Source organism: Burkholderia sp. AU31652 (genome assembly GCF_002223155.1).
Classification (GTDB): Bacteria; Pseudomonadota; Gammaproteobacteria; order Burkholderiales; family Burkholderiaceae; genus Burkholderia.
In genome coordinates this window covers 783,095-799,060 of sequence record NZ_NKFG01000007.1, presented here as the reverse complement: position 1 = coordinate 799,060, position 15,966 = coordinate 783,095, and the positions used below count along the sequence as shown (strand labels likewise).

13 protein-coding genes and 1 pseudogene are annotated in these 15,966 nt (G+C 57.0%); 12 read left to right on the top strand and 2 right to left on the bottom strand.

Going from position 1 to position 15,966, the window contains the following annotated elements:
• Positions 1-27: 27 nt before the first annotated feature.
• The 6 genes and pseudogenes from gabT (at position 28) to lhgO (ending at position 7,514) form a co-directional block, all read left to right on the top strand.
• On the top strand, positions 28-1,335 hold the full coding sequence (gabT, locus tag CFB40_RS35330) for a 4-aminobutyrate--2-oxoglutarate transaminase (RefSeq protein WP_256976973.1): 1,308 nt from the start codon (positions 28-30) through the stop codon (positions 1,333-1,335).
• A 102-nt stretch (positions 1,336-1,437) separates the two neighbouring features.
• A pseudogene (locus CFB40_RS35325) lies at positions 1,438-2,674 on the top strand (CaiB/BaiF CoA transferase family protein).
• Positions 2,671-4,098 carry an aldehyde dehydrogenase family protein gene (locus tag CFB40_RS35320; RefSeq protein WP_089433956.1) on the top strand — a complete coding sequence of 476 codons (1,428 nt, stop codon included), beginning with the start codon at positions 2,671-2,673 and terminating at the stop codon, positions 4,096-4,098. The pseudogene CFB40_RS35325 and the gene CFB40_RS35320 overlap by 4 nt, the downstream one beginning before the upstream one ends.
• A gap of 332 nt (positions 4,099-4,430) precedes the next feature.
• On the top strand, positions 4,431-5,234 hold the full coding sequence (locus tag CFB40_RS35315) for an HAD hydrolase-like protein (RefSeq protein WP_089433955.1): 804 nt from the start codon (positions 4,431-4,433) through the stop codon (positions 5,232-5,234).
• Positions 5,235-5,356: 122 nt separating this feature from the next.
• Entirely contained in the window at positions 5,357-6,301 is a 945-nt protein-coding gene (gene glaH, locus CFB40_RS35310) for a glutarate dioxygenase GlaH (RefSeq protein WP_089434047.1), read from the top strand.
• Positions 6,302-6,314: 13 nt separating this feature from the next.
• Positions 6,315-7,514, top strand: coding sequence for an L-2-hydroxyglutarate oxidase (gene lhgO, locus CFB40_RS35305; protein WP_071333812.1), 1,200 nt, complete (start codon positions 6,315-6,317; stop codon positions 7,512-7,514).
• A 64-nt stretch (positions 7,515-7,578) separates the two neighbouring features.
• Here the strand turns inward: lhgO and CFB40_RS35300 are convergent, their stop codons facing one another.
• Positions 7,579-8,499, bottom strand: a complete 921-nt coding sequence (locus CFB40_RS35300; protein WP_143329940.1) for a LysR substrate-binding domain-containing protein — start codon at positions 8,497-8,499, stop codon at positions 7,579-7,581.
• Positions 8,500-8,935: 436 nt separating this feature from the next.
• On the opposite strand from CFB40_RS35300, the gene CFB40_RS35295 reads away from it, so the two are divergent.
• On the top strand, positions 8,936-10,069 hold the full coding sequence (locus CFB40_RS35295; protein ID WP_089433953.1) for a porin: 1,134 nt from the start codon (positions 8,936-8,938) through the stop codon (positions 10,067-10,069).
• 120 nt (positions 10,070-10,189) lie between these two features.
• Here the strand turns inward: CFB40_RS35295 and CFB40_RS35290 are convergent, their stop codons facing one another.
• Positions 10,190-10,846 carry a FadR/GntR family transcriptional regulator gene (locus tag CFB40_RS35290; protein WP_177207552.1) on the bottom strand — a complete coding sequence of 219 codons (657 nt, stop codon included), beginning with the start codon at positions 10,844-10,846 and terminating at the stop codon, positions 10,190-10,192.
• Between the two features lie 165 nt (positions 10,847-11,011).
• Between CFB40_RS35290 and CFB40_RS35285 the strand changes: the two genes are divergently transcribed.
• The 5 genes from CFB40_RS35285 to CFB40_RS35265 all read left to right on the top strand — a co-directional run bounded on the left by CFB40_RS35285 (position 11,012) and on the right by CFB40_RS35265 (position 15,735).
• Positions 11,012-11,719 carry a gamma-glutamyl-gamma-aminobutyrate hydrolase family protein gene (locus tag CFB40_RS35285; RefSeq protein ID WP_179255338.1) on the top strand — a complete coding sequence of 236 codons (708 nt, stop codon included), beginning with the start codon at positions 11,012-11,014 and terminating at the stop codon, positions 11,717-11,719.
• 29 nt (positions 11,720-11,748) lie between these two features.
• Complete coding sequence (locus tag CFB40_RS35280; RefSeq protein WP_089433950.1) at positions 11,749-12,621, top strand: ABC transporter substrate-binding protein; 873 nt, start codon at positions 11,749-11,751, stop codon at positions 12,619-12,621.
• Positions 12,621-13,733 (top strand): amino acid ABC transporter permease, encoded by a 1,113-nt coding sequence (locus CFB40_RS35275; RefSeq protein WP_089433949.1) that lies wholly within the window; start codon positions 12,621-12,623, stop codon positions 13,731-13,733. Before CFB40_RS35280 ends, CFB40_RS35275 begins: the two co-directional genes overlap by 1 nt.
• Positions 13,733-14,476 carry an amino acid ABC transporter ATP-binding protein gene (locus CFB40_RS35270; RefSeq protein WP_089433948.1) on the top strand — a complete coding sequence of 248 codons (744 nt, stop codon included), beginning with the start codon at positions 13,733-13,735 and terminating at the stop codon, positions 14,474-14,476. The genes CFB40_RS35275 and CFB40_RS35270 overlap by 1 nt, the downstream gene beginning before the upstream one ends.
• Positions 14,477-14,667: 191 nt before the next feature.
• Positions 14,668-15,735, top strand: a complete 1,068-nt coding sequence (locus CFB40_RS35265; RefSeq protein WP_089433947.1) for a porin — start codon at positions 14,668-14,670, stop codon at positions 15,733-15,735.
• The last annotated feature ends 231 nt before the right edge of the window (positions 15,736-15,966 follow it).

Here is a 15,966-nt window from a genome sequence, read left to right as displayed (position 1 = left end):
GTCATCCCGTATCAACAGGAGTGAAAGATGTCGAATAACGAGCAAACGAACAAGGCTTTGATGGCGCGACGCGCTCGCGCCGTTCCCCAGGGCATTGGGAATGCTCATCCCGTATTCGCGGAACGCGCGGAGAACGGGGAAATCTGGGACGTCGAAGGCAAGCGGTATATCGATTTCTGTGCCGGTATCGCCGTTCTCAATACGGGACACCGGCACCCGAAGGTGTCGGCAGCGGTTGCGAAGCAGGCCGAAAGATTCTCCCACACGTGTTTTCAAGTCGTGGCCTACGAATCGTACGTCGAGCTTGCGGAACGGCTTTCGGAACTTGCCCCTGGCCAATTCCCGAAGAAGGCCTTCTTCATGACGACCGGTGCCGAAGCGGTCGAAAACGCCGTCAAAGTCGCCCGTTACTACACGAAGCGCTCGGCTGTCATCTCGTTTGACGGTGCTTTCCATGGCCGTACGTTCATGGCGATGGCGCTGACAGGCAAGGTTGCGCCCTATAAGGCCGGTTTCGGCCCGATGTCGGCAGAGGTCTATCAGGCGCCGTTTCCGTCGGAGCTGCATGGCGTCTCGGTCGACGATGCCATTTACGGCCTCGAACGGTTGTTCAAATACACGGTGGACCCACAGCGCGTTGCTGCAATCATCGTGGAGCCGGTCCAGGGTGAAGGTGGCTACACGCCCGCGCCGACCGAATTCCTCAAGCGACTGCGGAACATCTGTGACACGTACGGCATCGTCTTCATCGCGGACGAAATCCAGACCGGTGTTGGCCGGACCGGACGGATGTTCGCGATGGCGCACTCCGGCGTCGTGCCGGACCTGACCACGATGGCCAAGGGACTGGGCGGCGGCATGACGATCTCGGCCGTCGTTGGCCGCGCCGACGTGCTGGATTCGATTCCTCCCGGCGGGTTGGGCAGCACGTACGCAGGTCACCCGATGGCCTGTGTCGCGTCCCTCGCGGTTCTCGACGTCATGGAGGAGGAATCCCTCTGCGCGCGAAGCGAGGCGATCGGCGAGCGTCTGCGTTCCCGCTTCAACGGCCTGCGTGCCCATGTCCCTGAAATCGCCGACGTACGCGGTCTCGGCGCCATGACAGGGATTGAATTCATGAAAAACGGGCAGCCGGCTCCCGACATCGTGACGAGTCTGAAGGCCGAAGCACAAAAGGAAGGGCTTCTCCTGTTGACGTGCGGATCGTACGGCAACGTCTTGCGCATCATGCTCCCCCTGACGGCTTCGAACGCGCTCATCGATGAGGGCATGGACATCATCGAGGGCATCCTCCTCAAGTTGACGGCCGGCGCCGGCGTCGTACAGCCGGCCTGAACGTGTCGGCATACGGGTAAGCGGCGCTCGCTTGTCCGTGCCGGAAATGGGCGCGGCTTCGGTGCGCGCTTTTCTTCAATGCTTCTCTAGCCAGGCTGATCGATGAGTTCCGCATTGTCCGACGTAAAGGTGCTCGATTTGTCGCGAGTACTCGCTGGTCCTTGGGCCACGCAGATTCTTGCCGACCTCGGTGCCGACGTGATCAAGGTCGAGCGTCCGGCGCTCGGCGACGAGACGCGTGCATGGGGCCCTCCGTACCTGAGAGACCGCGACGGGAATACGACCTCGGAGTCGGCATACTTTCTCGCCGCCAATCGCAACAAGCGTTCGCTCGCCATTGATATCGCGACCGCCGCAGGCCAGAAAATCATCCGGGACCTCGTCGCGAAATCCGATGTTCTTGTCGAGAACTTCAAGACGGGCGGCCTGGTGCAGTACGAGCTGGACTATGACAGCCTGAGAGAACTGAATCCTCGCCTGATCTACTGCTCGGTGACGGGGTACGGGCAATCGGGTCCGTACGCCAATCGCCCGGGGTACGACTTCGCGATCCAGGCGATGGGCGGATTGATGAGCATTACCGGCGTGCCAGACGGTCAGCCGGGTGCCGGGCCGCAGAAGGTGGGTGTGGCACTGACCGACGTCATGACAGGCATCTACGCGAGTTCGGCCATCCTCGCGGCCCTTCATCATCGGACGGTGACGGGTGTAGGTCAGCGGATCGACCTGTCTCTTCTGGACGTGCAACTCGCCACGTTGGCCAATCAGGCGTCGAACTTTCTCACGACCGGGATTTCGCCCGTCCGATTGGGCAATGCCCATCCGAACATCGTTCCGTATCAAGACTTCGAGACGTCGGACGGGCGAATCGTCATCGCGGTCGGGAACGATGAACAGTTCAAGGCGCTGTGCAGGACGATCGGTTGCGAAGGGCTGCCGAACGAGGAGCGCTTCGCGACCAATCGCAGACGCGTCGAGTTCAGAACGGTGCTTATCCCGCTCCTTCGCGAGCAAATCAAGCTTTGGCGCAATGCAGAGTTGTTGGCTGCCCTCGAGGCGGCTGGCGTTCCTTGCAGCCCGGTCAACGACATCGGCCTGGCGTTCCAGGACCCGCATGTATCGGTGCGGGGGGGCGGTCATTGAACAGTCGCACCCATTGGCCGGGATTGTGCGTACGGTGGCAAGTCCGATTCGGATGAGCGAAACGCCGGTCGACTACAGGAATCCGCCACCACTCCTGGGGCAGCACACCAGGGAGATACTCGAAGGTGTGCTGGGCCTGTCGAACGACGTCATTGAGCAACTTCAGAAACAACGCGTGATCAAGGTACTCAAATGAAAACGAGCTACATCGGTGGGCAATGGCGTCCCGGTTCGGACGGCTACCGAAACATCAACCCGTCCGATACATCTGACGTGGTCGACGAATTCTCACAGGCGGACGAGAGCTTGGCTCTCGAGGCAATCGACGCCGCGTACCAGGCGTTCACTACCGGGCAAGTACTCGGCGTGCAAGCTCGCGCTGATGCACTGGATCGCGTGGGCACTGAGCTCCTCGCCCGGAAAGAAGAGCTGGGCGAGCTGCTTTCACGGGAGGAAGGAAAAACCCGTGCGGAAGGTATCGGTGAAGTGGCGCGCGCCGGCCAGATCTTCAAGTTTTTCGCGGGCGAAGTCCTTCGCGTACGAGGTGAACACCTCGAATCAGTCAGACCGGGCTTGAGCGTCGACATCACCCGTGAGCCGGTCGGCGTCGTCGGCATCATCGCGCCGTGGAACTTCCCGATTGCCATCCCGGCGTGGAAGATTGCGCCGGCGCTCGCTTATGGCAACTGTGTGGTGTTCAAGCCGGCAGAACTGGTGCCATCGTCCGCGTGGGCATTGAGCGAAATCATCAGTCGCGCCGGGTTTCCGGCGGGCGTTTTCAACCTCGTTATCGGCCGTGGCAGCGTCGTAGGGAAGGCGCTCCTCGAGAGTCCGAAGGTTCATGCGATCAGTTTCACCGGCTCCACCGGGACTGGGGCGCGGGTCATGGCAACGGCCGGCGCACGCTTTGCAAAGTTGCAACTCGAGATGGGCGGAAAGAACCCGTTGCTCGTGACGGATGACGCGGACATGGAGACGGCACTCACCTGTGCTATCCAGGGATCCTTTTACTCTACCGGCCAGCGATGCACGGCATCGAGCCGAATCATCGTCACGCACGGCATCTATTCCAGATTCCGCGACGCACTCGTCGAGCGGCTTTCGCACTTGCGCGTGGGTCACGCGCTCTCCGCAGACACGCACATTGGGCCGGTGGTCGATTCCGAGCAGTTGCAGACCGACCTGGAATACATCCGGATCGGGCGGGAAGAAGGTGCGACGCTTGCGTTCGGCGGAGACCGTATCAAGCGCGACACGGACGGATTTTTCCTCTCGCCGGCACTGTTCGCGGACGCGAGCAGCGGAATGCGTATCGCCCGCGAAGAAATATTCGGCCCGGTAGCATGTCTCATCCCGGCACGAGATTTCGACGACGCGCTCCAGATAGCCAATGATACGGAATTCGGATTATCGGCAGGCATTTGTACGACGTCGCTCCAATACGCCACGCGCTTCAAGCGCGAAGCGCAGGCCGGCATGGTGATGGTCAATGTTCCCACCGCCGGGGTCGATTACCACGTCCCTTTCGGCGGGCGCAAGGGCTCGAGCTACGGCTCGCGGGAGCAAGGCAGCTACGCAGCGGAGTTCTTCACTACCGTGAAGACCGCTTATAACGGTTAGGGCCGACTGGGTTCGTCCAGTCCATCCGTGAATGGCTTTGGCGGCACCGAAGATTCGGTGCCGTTTTTTTGTCTCCATCAGTGTCTGATTCATTTTTGTGGTGCTTGTAGTGCAGCAAATTGCAGGAATGAATCACGCGGGTGGCTTGTCAATTCAAAAACTGGCTGTCAAGCCTTGAGCGGTCATTCGCTGTCGTGCTTGGCACGAAATGTGTATCAAGGAATCCACGAATCCTGGTCGTTAGTTCGCTTCCCCGAAAGTGGTTCGACCGCCTACCAGCCTGTGGCAAGACGCAGATGCGCGTTTTGGACACTTCTCATTCGAGGTGACACGTGTCGACTGAAGTATTGATTTTCAGCCTTGATGGCGCATTGGCAGACACAGATTCACTGCACCTGCTGGCATTCAACACCGCTTTTTCTCGTGTCGGGCTCAGCTTGCGTTGGACGCCCGAGGTGTATCAGCGTTTGCTGTCCGTGAGCAGTCGCCCACAGCTTCCCGCCTGCTATCAAGAGCAGGTCGAAGCGGACTGGTCGGACGATTTGCTCGGGAGCATCGAGGCGGAACGGGTAGAAGCATTCAACCGACTCCTCAAGGAGCGAGGTCTGGCATTCCGTCCGGGTGTCGCGCGGGTGCTTCAACAAGCGGAACAGGGCGGCTATCGCGTCGCAGTCGTCAGCTGCCAAACGCCGAGCTCTGTATCGATGGCACTGGAATCACTGTTGGGCAGCAACTGGACGTCGACCATCTGCGCCGTTGCCTCGGGAGACGGCACGCGATTCAGCGAGGTCACCAGCGGTATGTATCAGCGTCTGCTTCACACGCTCGAGTTGCCGGCGAATACTGCCGTCGCGCTTGCCGCGACAACCATCGGTGTTCAAGCCGCCTCGGCTGTCGGTATCTGGACGGTTGCGCTACCGAGTTTCTGGACGGAGAGCCAGGACTTCTCGGCTGCTCAAATGTTGCTTCCGCACCTGGGCGATGAGGCGCGGCCGTTGCTTAACGTGGTCGGCATCAAGGAACTCAACGCGGGCGTCCTGACGGTTCGTGCCATCACACGTATTCGGCAGCGAATCGCGCCGTCCGGTCACAGGCAGCTGACGGTGCCGCTACGCTCGTCAGTCCGTCGCGCGTAAGGCAAACGGATGAACAAATCAGTTTTTCTGAATTGAATCGCACCCGAATCGAATTGAGAGCCGCCCAAGTCAAAACTAGAATGGTTCATACCCGCACCACATCTGCGAAGGAGAAGCGAAAAATGGATGTCGCACAAGTAACTGAAATTAGGAATCCGTATGGACTGGCAAAGGGCGAGCGCTTCCATGTCGGACAGAATCCGCATCATGCACGCATTCGCCACATTGAAGTCGACCAGGAAGTACTCGATCGATTCTTTGAGCAAACACGTGAAATCAACAGCCAGAATCTCGAGTATGTGCCGTATATGCGGTTCGTCCTCGCAGGCAAGCTGGAAGCAATGCTCGGGAAGACCTTCACCGACACCGTGCGGAGCATTCTGCGCGACCGCGCTTCCGGCGGGCTGACCATCGGTGTGCAAGGCGCGGCGAGCAACGCGGACGACTACGTGAAGTTCGGCACTGCCATGGCTCACCTTGTCGGGCCAGCCAACCATGACTCGATGTCGGGTACGTACTACGCGCGTTTCCTGGTGAAAGATACGGATAACAGCGATTCCTACCTGCGTCAGGCGTATCGTCTGTTCACGCTGCACACCGACGGAACTTTCGTCGATGAGCCGACTGACTGGCTGCTCATGATGAAGTTTAGTGAACAGAACGCTATCGGTGGCGAGTCACGGCTGCTCCATTTGGACGATTGGGAACAGTTGGACCAGTTCGTCAATCACCCGCTGGCCTCTTACAAGTTCACGTACAAGTCTCCGCCCAGCAAAAATGTGGGGCAGCAAGTCGAACGGCGTACGTTCTTCAATGTCGACGGCAAGCCGGGCATCTGCTTCATCGACCAGTTCGCCAATCCGGAGTCGATCGACCACGCGTACTACCTGCAAAGCCTGTCCGAGTCGATGGAAGCGTCAAAGGGAACGGCTGCTATCCCGCTGCCCGTCGGCGACCTCGTGATGTTGAACAACCTGTTCTGGCTTCATGGCCGGGCGCCGTTCGAAAAGAACCCGGGATTGCACCGCGAGCTGATGCGCATTCGCGGGGAATTCACGCAACTGTGAGGCGTTAGACGTTATGAAGCGGCCATATGACTTTGCCATTGTCGGCGGGGGTATCGTTGGACTTTCGACCGGGATGGCGCTCACGAAGCGGTTCCCCGGCAAGAAGATTATCGTCATCGAAAAAGAGAACTCCCTCGCTGAACACCAGACTGGTCACAACAGCGGTGTAATCCACTCAGGTATCTACTACAAACCAGGGAGCTTCAAGGCGAAGTTCGCGCGTGCCGGTAGCGAGTCGATGGTCCGCTTCTGCGAGGAGCATGCGATTGAACACGAAATCTGCGGGAAAGTGATTGTTGCGACCAAGCCAGAGGAACTTCCGCTGCTTGAGAATCTGTACAAACGCGGGCTCGAGAACGGCCTTGCCATTGAAAAGATCGGGCCGGACCGGTTGAAGGAGATCGAGCCTCACGTCGCGGGCTTGCAAGCGATTCGAGTTCCTGCCGCTGGCATCGTGAACTACAAACAGGTTTGCCAGATGTACGGCCGAATCATCACCCTGGGTGGAGGCGAAATCAGCCTGGGCGAACGGGTCCTGGCGATTCGCAAGAACGCATCGCACGTCGAGATTGAAACACGTCAAGGGGTTGTCCAGACGAAGTTCGTCATCAACTGTGCCGGCCTTCACTCGGATCGCGTCGCGAGGATGGACAACGTCGCCGACGACTTGAAGATCGTGCCGTTTCGGGGCGAGTATTACGAGATTCGACCCGAACGCCGACATCTCGTGAAGCACCTCATCTACCCGGTGCCGAACCCGAATTTTCCGTTTCTCGGGGTTCACTACACTCGGATGATCGGTGGTCACGTTGAAGCGGGGCCCAATGCGGTGCTGGCCTTCAAGCGCGAGGGTTACCGCAAGAGGGACTTCAGCCTTCGAGACCTTGGCGAAGTCTTGATGTACCCGGGCTTCTGGAAGCTGTCGTCGAAGTACTGGAGGGAAGGACTCGAGGAAATGCAGCGCTCAGTGAGCAAGGCGGCTTTCGTCAAGAGCCTGCAGCAGCTCATTCCCGAGATTCACGAAAGAGACCTCGTGGCTGCGCCTGCCGGCGTCCGCGCACAAGCGCTGAAGTCCGACGGCAGCCTCGTGGACGACTTTCATCTCATTCCAGGCGATCGATCCATTCACGTTTGCAACGCTCCGTCTCCCGCGGCAACGGCGTCGATCGAGATTGGAGAACATATCGCCCGCGCTATCGACCTTGCCGGTTGAGGCGACGGAAGCGTGCATCAGATGATATTTCGGACGGAGGGTGTGCTCTGGCGCCCCTTCGTTGCTATTCGACTCGCGTCCCACCCATTCGAATGGCGATGTCCCGCAGGCTCGCGACTAACGGCGATTGGTCATTCCTGCGCAAGACGAGATACAACTCTGAATCGTCCTGGACATCTAACAATTGGCGAAACACTAACCCGGGAAGCCTGATGTTTCCGATACTCTCCGGCACGATTGCCACGCCGTGGGCGGACGCGACATGCACGAGAGCCGTGAGGAAGTCCTTCGTCTGGAGCTCAATCCTCGGTGTAAAACCGGCGTCTCGACCGATTGCCAACAGATGACCGGCAAAGCCAATGTCTCGCTCGAATTGAGGTGCCGTGAAGGTCTCGTCGGCGAGCTCTGCCGCGTGTATCGCTTCCTGTCCTGCCAGGCGATGAGTTTGTGGTAAGGCGACAACTAGCCTTTCTCTCAACAAAAGAATCTGGTCGACTTCTTCGCGGTTGCCTGCGGCCGTTCGCACAATGCACGCATCGAGATCCCGTTGATGGAGTCGTTGAATTTGAGCCGGGCTATCCAGCGAATGTAGCCCGGTTCGCACCTGCGGATAGCTTTCGGCATGGCTAGTCAGTAACCGTTGTACGACGCCGGCGCATGCCGCGGAAATCACGTATCCGATTTCCAGCGTACCAAGTTGTCCACGCCCGGCCATCATCGCAACGCGCTTCGCGTTCTCGGCTGCAGCGAGCGTCTGTCTGGCCTCTTGCAGGAACAACAAACCCGCTGCATTCAGGGTGACCGAGCGCGTCGTCCTTATCAGCAGCTTTACGCCGAGCTCCTTTTCAAGCGCAAGTATCTGCATGCTCAGCGCAGACGGAGCGATGTCGAGCGTTTCCGCAGCATTCGCGAAGTGCAGTTGTTCGGCAACGGTCACGAAGTATCGAAGCTGTCGGAGGTCCATGCGAGCGTTCTTCTTTTGCACCTGGTTAATCGTGGCGGAATGGTTCACATGATACCTAGCCGCCGGATATTCGCAAATGAAGGCAGGCGAGTCGCTGTCGCGTGTGTCGACACAAGGCTGGGCTCTGATGGCAGAGCCGCATCACTGCATCACGGGTGCCGCAGTTCTGCATCACTTCGGCAGTAAGGGAAATCGCCTACGCTGATTCGCTAACGTGCTGATTCGACGGAAAAAAGCAATGTCGACGCGTGATTGGCATTGTTCCTGCTCTTAGAGGTCACACAGACGGCGGCGGTTGGCAGCCGGGGTTCGCGGACAACCCGTTCCTTCGAGATGCAACGTGTTTCTTATAGGACAACGAATTGTGTGATCGCGCGCTGCCACGACCAGGGCCGTCACGAAACAGGTCCGAACGGAAGTCTGTCTTCAATTACCTCACTCTCATAATAGGTTCTTCATGCAAAAGTCTCTGTCAGTCGCCGCCGCCACGTTCATCTTTTCGACTGTCGCCAGCGCACAAGGTAGCGTTACCCTGTATGGGGTCCTCGACGAAGGCCTGAACTTCACCAACAACGCTGGCGGAGCAAAGGCATATCAGATGTCGACCGCCGACCTGGGCGTCAGCCGGTTCGGGCTGAAAGGCAGCGAAGAACTTGGCGGCGGGCTGCATGGCATCTTTCAACTCGACAACGGCTTCGATATCAACAACGGTCGGCTGTCGTACGGAGGGCGGCTCTTCGGCTACAACGCATACGTGGGTCTGCAATCAGACGCTTTGGGATCGCTGACGCTGGGTCGCCAGTTCGACTCCATTACGGATGTGCTGGGTCCGCTGACGGCCAATGGCAATTGGGCCGGGACGCTTTTCTCACACCCTTTGGACAACGACAATACGGATGCGACATTTCATATCGATAACGCCATCAAGTACACGTCTGGTACTTACGGTGGTTTCTCCGCCACCGCGATGTACGGGTTCAGCAACCAGGCCGGTGGTTTTGCACTGAATCGAGCAGTGACGGCAGGCATCAAATACACGTATGACACGCTTACCGTCGGGGCAATTTATGCAGACCTTTCGTCTCCGGGTGCATCTCAGACCGGCGCCCTTACCACCGACGACGCAGGATTTGTCGCGGGGAACCAAAAGATCTACGGCATTGGCGCAAACTACGGCATGGGTCCTGCGACGCTAGGGCTCGTGTACACGCATACGAGTGTGTCTCGGCCGGCAAGCTCGATATGGGTTGGCGACCTGGGAACGAGCACCGGAAGCACCAGGTTCGACAACTTCGAAGGGAACGTAAAGTACGATATATCGCCTGCCTTTTCCGTCGGCGGCATGTATACCTATACGCGCGCCAAGGTGAACAGCGGCGGGGGGGCGTCGTCCATTCACTGGAACGAAGGTGGCGTCATGGCCTCCTACTCGCTGTCCAAGCGAACCGTGCTCTATGCGCAAGCGGTATATCAAAAGGTGTCGGGCGCGACTGGCACCGTGCTCGACAACGCATTCATTGTCGGTTCAGCGGGCGTTTCGTCGAACTCGCATCAAGTCATGTCCCGCGTCGCCATGATGCATACCTTCTGAGTCGCCGCGACGCGCGACGTCATCCAACACGGGGCGGTTCGAATAATTCGAACTGCCGCACATGGATTTCGCCAGACGAGCGCACGACCGGATCTGGCGCGATCTGCAAGCGTGGCGATATCAACAACCCAAGAGTGGTGTGCACCATTCGAACGTTGATTCAACGTGCGCAATCATCTCTCGCCTTGCGCCGTCGGCGTCCCGCGCGGCAATGGCCGACACCAATCGCCGATGTTCAAAGGAAAGCGTTCCTTTCACCGGTGTAATGAGGGGCAGCGGCATGATCAGACGGTTCATCTGCGCCTGTATTTCTACCTCCTCACGCAACAGGTCCGGAGACTTGGCGGCTTCCGCTATCAAGGTATGGAGGTGTGCATCGGCCATACGTCTTGCCGGTACGTCGGTAGGCTCCGCGTCAAACCGTCGGGCCGCCTCTTCAATCCTCCGGATGTCTCTCTCGCTGCCCCGTTCGGCTGCAAGGAAGCAGGCCTCTCCGGATATTGCGCGGCGCCAGTCGGTGAGACTTCGGAGTTCACTCTGTGTGAATGTGTTTGCTCCCGCCACTTCTCGCAAGCGCTGGCCGACATTTTCTGCAATGTAACTACCGCCGAACCGCCCACGTGTTGTCACGACCAGCCCTAGTTCGCGCAGGGACGCGAGTGCGGTGCGAAGCGTCATGGGTGCCACCCCGAACGTACGGGCGAGTTCTTCCTCCCGAGGCAACTTGTCGCCAGGCCGAAACTCACCGGTCGTGATGCTTTCGGTTACCTTGCGCACGATTGTTTCGGGTGCACTCTGCCCCGCGATAGGGGTAAGTGTGGATGCGAAAGTTTTTTTGTCCATAATCTCTAGGTGTTATAGTTTTACTGTCAATACTCAATTCTACTCCTTATGTCAGAAGTTGCTAAAAAAGTGCCCGCTCGCGTCTTGGTATCCTGCGTCATGGACTCTGAGCTCGCTGCGCCGGAATTGAACCTGGCGCTCCGGACCTTGGCGAACCACACCGTTTCGAAACTGGCCAGAGCAGGCCTCGACGCAGGCATGGTGGACGCAGCTCATTCGTCCAGAGATCCCGCTGATCTTATCAGCGAGTATGACGGACTTGTCGTGCTCGGCGGCAGCGACGTTCACCCCGGAAATTATGGTGACGACACCTTGCATCCGTGCTCATATGGGATCAACCCGCGAGCTGACGATTTTGAAATCAAGCTCGTTCGCGCCGCGATGAAACGTTCGATGCCATTCCTGGGCATTTGCCGGGGAATGCAAATTTTGAACGTTGCGCTCGGCGGCTCGCTTCTGCAGGACGTTGGCACCCAGTCCATTCACAATGTATCTGCAAACAACACGCAATTCATCACGCACAGCGTACGGATTCTGCCTGATAGCAAGCTGGGGCTGATCTACCGCACTGGCCAGATCACCGTCCATTCCGCACATCACCAGGCCGTTCATGAGCTCGGAGAAAGCCTTATCGTTTCCGCCGTCGCGCCGGATGGCATCACTGAAGCGATCGAGATAGCGGGCGATCAGTGGGGGGTAGGCGTTCAATGGCATCCGGAATACCCTGGTGCTGATCAGGCGCAATTGGAGCTGCTGTTTTCCGCTCTGGAACGTGAGTGTTCGAAATATTCGAAAATTCGCTCGTGAATTTCTGGTTGATTTACTAAGGATTGCATATGAAGCGCAAATTTTCGACTGCGGCCGCCACGTGGATGCTTGTAACGACTGCAACTGTCGTCACACCCGCGATCGCAGGTAGCCAGGCTCAGGCTTCGTCCTCGTTCGGAACCTGCGAGATTACAAGTACGCAGCAAAATATTAAGCTGCAAACGGTCGAGAAAGATACGCTGACGGTGGCAACCATCTTGCCTAACCCCGGTTGGTGGAACGGGATGTCGCCGGACACCATCAACGGAGGATTCGAGTACTGCCTTGCTGCCAACATCGCGTCGCGCGCCGGACTTCACCATATCAGGATCAAGAACATCAGCCCCGCGCAGTTCTTTTCCGGGATGGCGACTGGCTACGACGTAGCGATTGCGTCGACAACAATTACCGAACCGAGAAAGAAAGTATTCAACTTTTCTCGGCCGTACTTCACTTCCAATCTCGGTGTTGCAACGAAGGTCTCTGGCGACGTTACCGAAGGCAACATCAGGAACAAGCGTATCGGCGTGCTTCAAGGCAATGTCGGCTCGGATTGGGTCGCAAACGTCCTCAAGCCGCAGACGAAGGTTAGTGTTTACCAAGCCCAGGAAGACATGTTCACCGCTCTGATGGCAGGACAGATCGATGCGGTCGTGACCGATACCACGCTCGCTCTCACGCAAGCCAAGGCATCAAATGGGGTAGTACATGTACCCGGGCAATTTAAAGTAGATCAGGGTTATGGCGTGATTACCCCGCGTGGTTCGGTCAACACGCAACCCGTCGATACGGCGGTCGGTTCACTCGCATCTGACGGTACGCTCAAAAAGCTCTCGGCTACATACCTTCAACCGAAGTTCGGTGTTGACCCATCCCAGATATCCTTCTGGAGCGTACGTTGATGAACATTGTGAGTGAAACATCGAACGCGTTTGTCGACAGAGACACGTTGAGTCCGGCGCCCAAGAGTCTGCCGCTTTCAATCGCGGCTATCACGGCGTCGTTGGCACTGTTACTGCTGATCGCAACCATCGGCGGTGCCCTCATGGTGACCTCGACACACAATGGGGCCGGCAACGCTATTGGACTTGCAATCAGCTCGGTCGGTGTAGTTGCTGCCGCTGTGTCGCTCTGGTATAGCGTCGCTGCCTTGCGCTTGTCTCTCAAGGCTCAACGCGAGGCGCGCCGTAGCGATATTCTGGCAGCCCGTGCAAGTGCCGACGGCGCGAAGCAGGATGCACTTATTTCGTTCGGCCTGAACCTGACATATTTGATCATTCTTATGTTCGGTTTGTTCTTGACGATCAATGATGGCAGCATTCAGAAAACGTTTCTACGCATTGATGTCATAAAGGAATGCTTCGTCGATGTGTTGAGGGCGTTCGGTGTCAACATATGGATGGCCCTCGTTTCGCAAGCGCTGGTGCTCGTATTCGGACTTGTCCTCGCTGTCATGCGGATGATTCCAGGTCGGGCCGGAGCACCGGTGAGGGCATTGGCGATTGCATATATCGACATTATGCGGGCGGTTCCGGCCATCATTGTCCTCTACCTGGTTGGCTTTGGTCTTCCATTGGCGAAAATCCCGCTTCTAAGCGACTTATCGCCGGAGTGGTATGCGATCTTTGCCTTGACGATGACATTTAGCGCATATGCTGCGGAGACATACAGGGCTGGCATTGAGTCAATCCATCCTTCGCAGTGGTCTTCAACGCGCTCACTCGGGTTCTCATACGGCCAAACGCTGAGGTACGTGATCCTTCCTCAAGCGGTGCGTCGTGTCATTCCGCCGCTGCTTGGTGGGTTCATCGCACTGCAGAAGGACACCTCTCTGGTCAACATCATTGGAACCGTCGATGCATTCAATCAAGCGAAATTTTATGCGTCGAGCAACTTCAATCTGTCGTCGGTCACTGTGGTGGCTGCATTGTTTGTAATGGTCACGATACCTCAAACTCGCTTCGTCGACTGGATGCTTGCGCGAAGCTCAACTCGTCGCCAGAAGGGTAAATAATGTCATTCATCGAACTTGTCGACCTAAAAAAGCGATACGGCGAACACGAAGTGCTTCGTGGAATCGACCTTAATATCGAGAAGCATCAGGTTGTTACGCTAATCGGCGCATCAGGTTGCGGGAAGTCGACCCTTCTTCGTTGCATCAATGCATTGGAGACCATCGACACTGGCAAGGTTCTAATCGGCGGCGACGTCGTATCTGGCCCGGGCGTCGACGTCAATCGATTGCGCAAGCGGGTCGGTATGGTATTTCAGTCCTACAATCTCTTCCCCCATATGACCGTGCTGGACAATGTGGCTTTGGGGCCGGTTAAATTGCTGGGAGAGAATATCGGTGAGGCACGGGAGCGTGCTCGCGAACTGTTAGACCGGGTGAATTTGTCGCATCGCGCCGAATATTATCCGGATCAGCTCTCGGGTGGTCAGCAACAACGGGTCGCGATTATCCGTACTATTGCGATGCGACCCGAGGCCATGCTTCTGGATGAAATCACTTCTGCGCTCGACCCCGAACTTGTGTCCGAAGTGCTTAACATCGTCCGCGACCTGGCAGCGGATGGTATGACCATGATTCTCGCGACACACGAGATGCAGTTCGCTCGGGAAGTGTCTGATCTGGTTGTTTTCCTTGAACAAGGTCGCGTGCTTGAGAAAGGGCCGCCTTCGCAGTTGTTCGGTGATCCCGTAGAGGCGAGAACCAGAGAATTTCTCAAGAAAATCGTCGACGCGGGCAGGCTGTAACAAATACATAGCGCCTGCACGCCAACAGCGGCGTCTCTTTCACCAAATTGAATCGGAACTTTTTCAGTTCCTTGGTCTATTTTTTGCGTCATTGAGGCGGGAAAGTACGACGATATCAGAATAATTCGTTTATATAAGTTCGCTATCCTAATAAATAAACATAAATTCGATAAACAGGTTGGAGATTTGTGATGAAAATCCGGATGAGAAACATTGCTTTTGCCATTGCATCCCTTATGGCAAGTTCGTTGGCCAGCGCGCAGTCGTCCGTCACGCTTTACGGCGTCGTGGACGCCAGCCTTGTATGGAGAAATCACACCACTCCGAAGGGAGGGGATGTGGTCGAAATGAGTAATGGCGCGATCAATCACAGTCGGTTTGGGTTGCTCGGGAACGAAGACCTCGGCGGTGGGATGAGTGCGATATTTCGACTGGAAAGCGGCTTCAATCCGCAGGATGGTTCTATGGCATCCAAAAATGTCATTTTCGACCGATATGCGTATGTCGGTCTCAAAGGTCACTTCGGATCGTTAATCGCGGGAAACATCAACACGATCTTCTACAACACCATGAGCAACTACGATCCGCTCACAGTGGGCAACTTCTACAACACGGCTTGGTGGTTTGGCACTGATAGCGGGAAAAGACCGAGCGCCATGTACTACGAGAAGGAGCTTGGACCCGTACGGATAGGGCTTTCTTACGGCGTTGGCGGAGTGCCGGGAAGCGTCGCCCAAAATTCCCAGTTCGGTGGTGCAATCATGTATGCCGGAGGGAGTGTGACAGCCGGTGCCGTGTATCAACAAACCAAGGCCGCCAACTATGGTGGACTCCAGCGCATCTTTGGCTTGGGTCTAACGTATGCGATCGGGCCGGCAACACTGTATGCCGGCTATCAAAATAATCGTGATGGTACTGGTATTGCCGATACACAGCTGAATATTATCGGCGCACCATCTGGCACAGCGGACGTCAAACGTCGTGATCAGGGATTTTTTGCTGGTGTGTCGTATCAGTTGAGCCCAGCCGTATTACTTCGTCAGGCGTACTATTACGACAATATTCATGACGCGCAAAAAATCGCAGGCAATGACGGCGTGCGATGGGCCCTCGTTTCGGAAGCGGAGTACGCTTTCTCTAAGACGACCAGTGTGTACGGTCAAGTTGACTACAATCATACGAGCGGAGCGGCTAACGTTCAGCTTCCAGGGGCAAGAAACCAAACAGAAGTCGCTATTGGTTTGCGCCATTGGTTCTAACATGAACTAGGTTGCAGTCGCTGTAGGCGCGGCGATAGCTTCGCGATGCACGGCTTTCGATCAGCGAGCACGTACATCATGAAGGAGTTGACGGTATGTGATCTCGCTGAAGACTCACACGCACTATATCTGGCACCTTTGATCGTCAACTCCTCTGCCGAGTTTACCGCTGGGCACCGCCGCGCCGGACGATAGTCTGTCGGATTCGCCAATTGTGGCAGAGATGTGTTG

Bases quoted from the DNA above. Each gene is read 5' to 3' on its own strand.
- CFB40_RS35270 (WP_089433948.1), top strand. From the start codon at position 13,733: ATGTCATTCATCGAACTTGTCGACCTAAAAAAGCGATACGGCGAACAC.
- gabT (WP_256976973.1), top strand. From the start codon at position 28: ATGTCGAATAACGAGCAAACGAACAAGGCTTTGATGGCGCGACGCGCT.
- CFB40_RS35265 (WP_089433947.1), top strand. From the start codon at position 14,668: ATGAAAATCCGGATGAGAAACATTGCTTTTGCCATTGCATCCCTTATG.
- CFB40_RS35285 (WP_179255338.1), top strand. From the start codon at position 11,012: ATGGACTCTGAGCTCGCTGCGCCGGAATTGAACCTGGCGCTCCGGACC.
- lhgO (WP_071333812.1), top strand. From the start codon at position 6,315: ATGAAGCGGCCATATGACTTTGCCATTGTCGGCGGGGGTATCGTTGGA.
- CFB40_RS35320 (WP_089433956.1), top strand. From the start codon at position 2,671: ATGAAAACGAGCTACATCGGTGGGCAATGGCGTCCCGGTTCGGACGGC.
- glaH (WP_089434047.1), top strand. From the start codon at position 5,357: ATGGATGTCGCACAAGTAACTGAAATTAGGAATCCGTATGGACTGGCA.
- CFB40_RS35295 (WP_089433953.1), top strand. From the start codon at position 8,936: ATGCAAAAGTCTCTGTCAGTCGCCGCCGCCACGTTCATCTTTTCGACT.
- CFB40_RS35280 (WP_089433950.1), top strand. From the start codon at position 11,749: ATGAAGCGCAAATTTTCGACTGCGGCCGCCACGTGGATGCTTGTAACG.
- CFB40_RS35275 (WP_089433949.1), top strand. From the start codon at position 12,621: ATGAACATTGTGAGTGAAACATCGAACGCGTTTGTCGACAGAGACACG.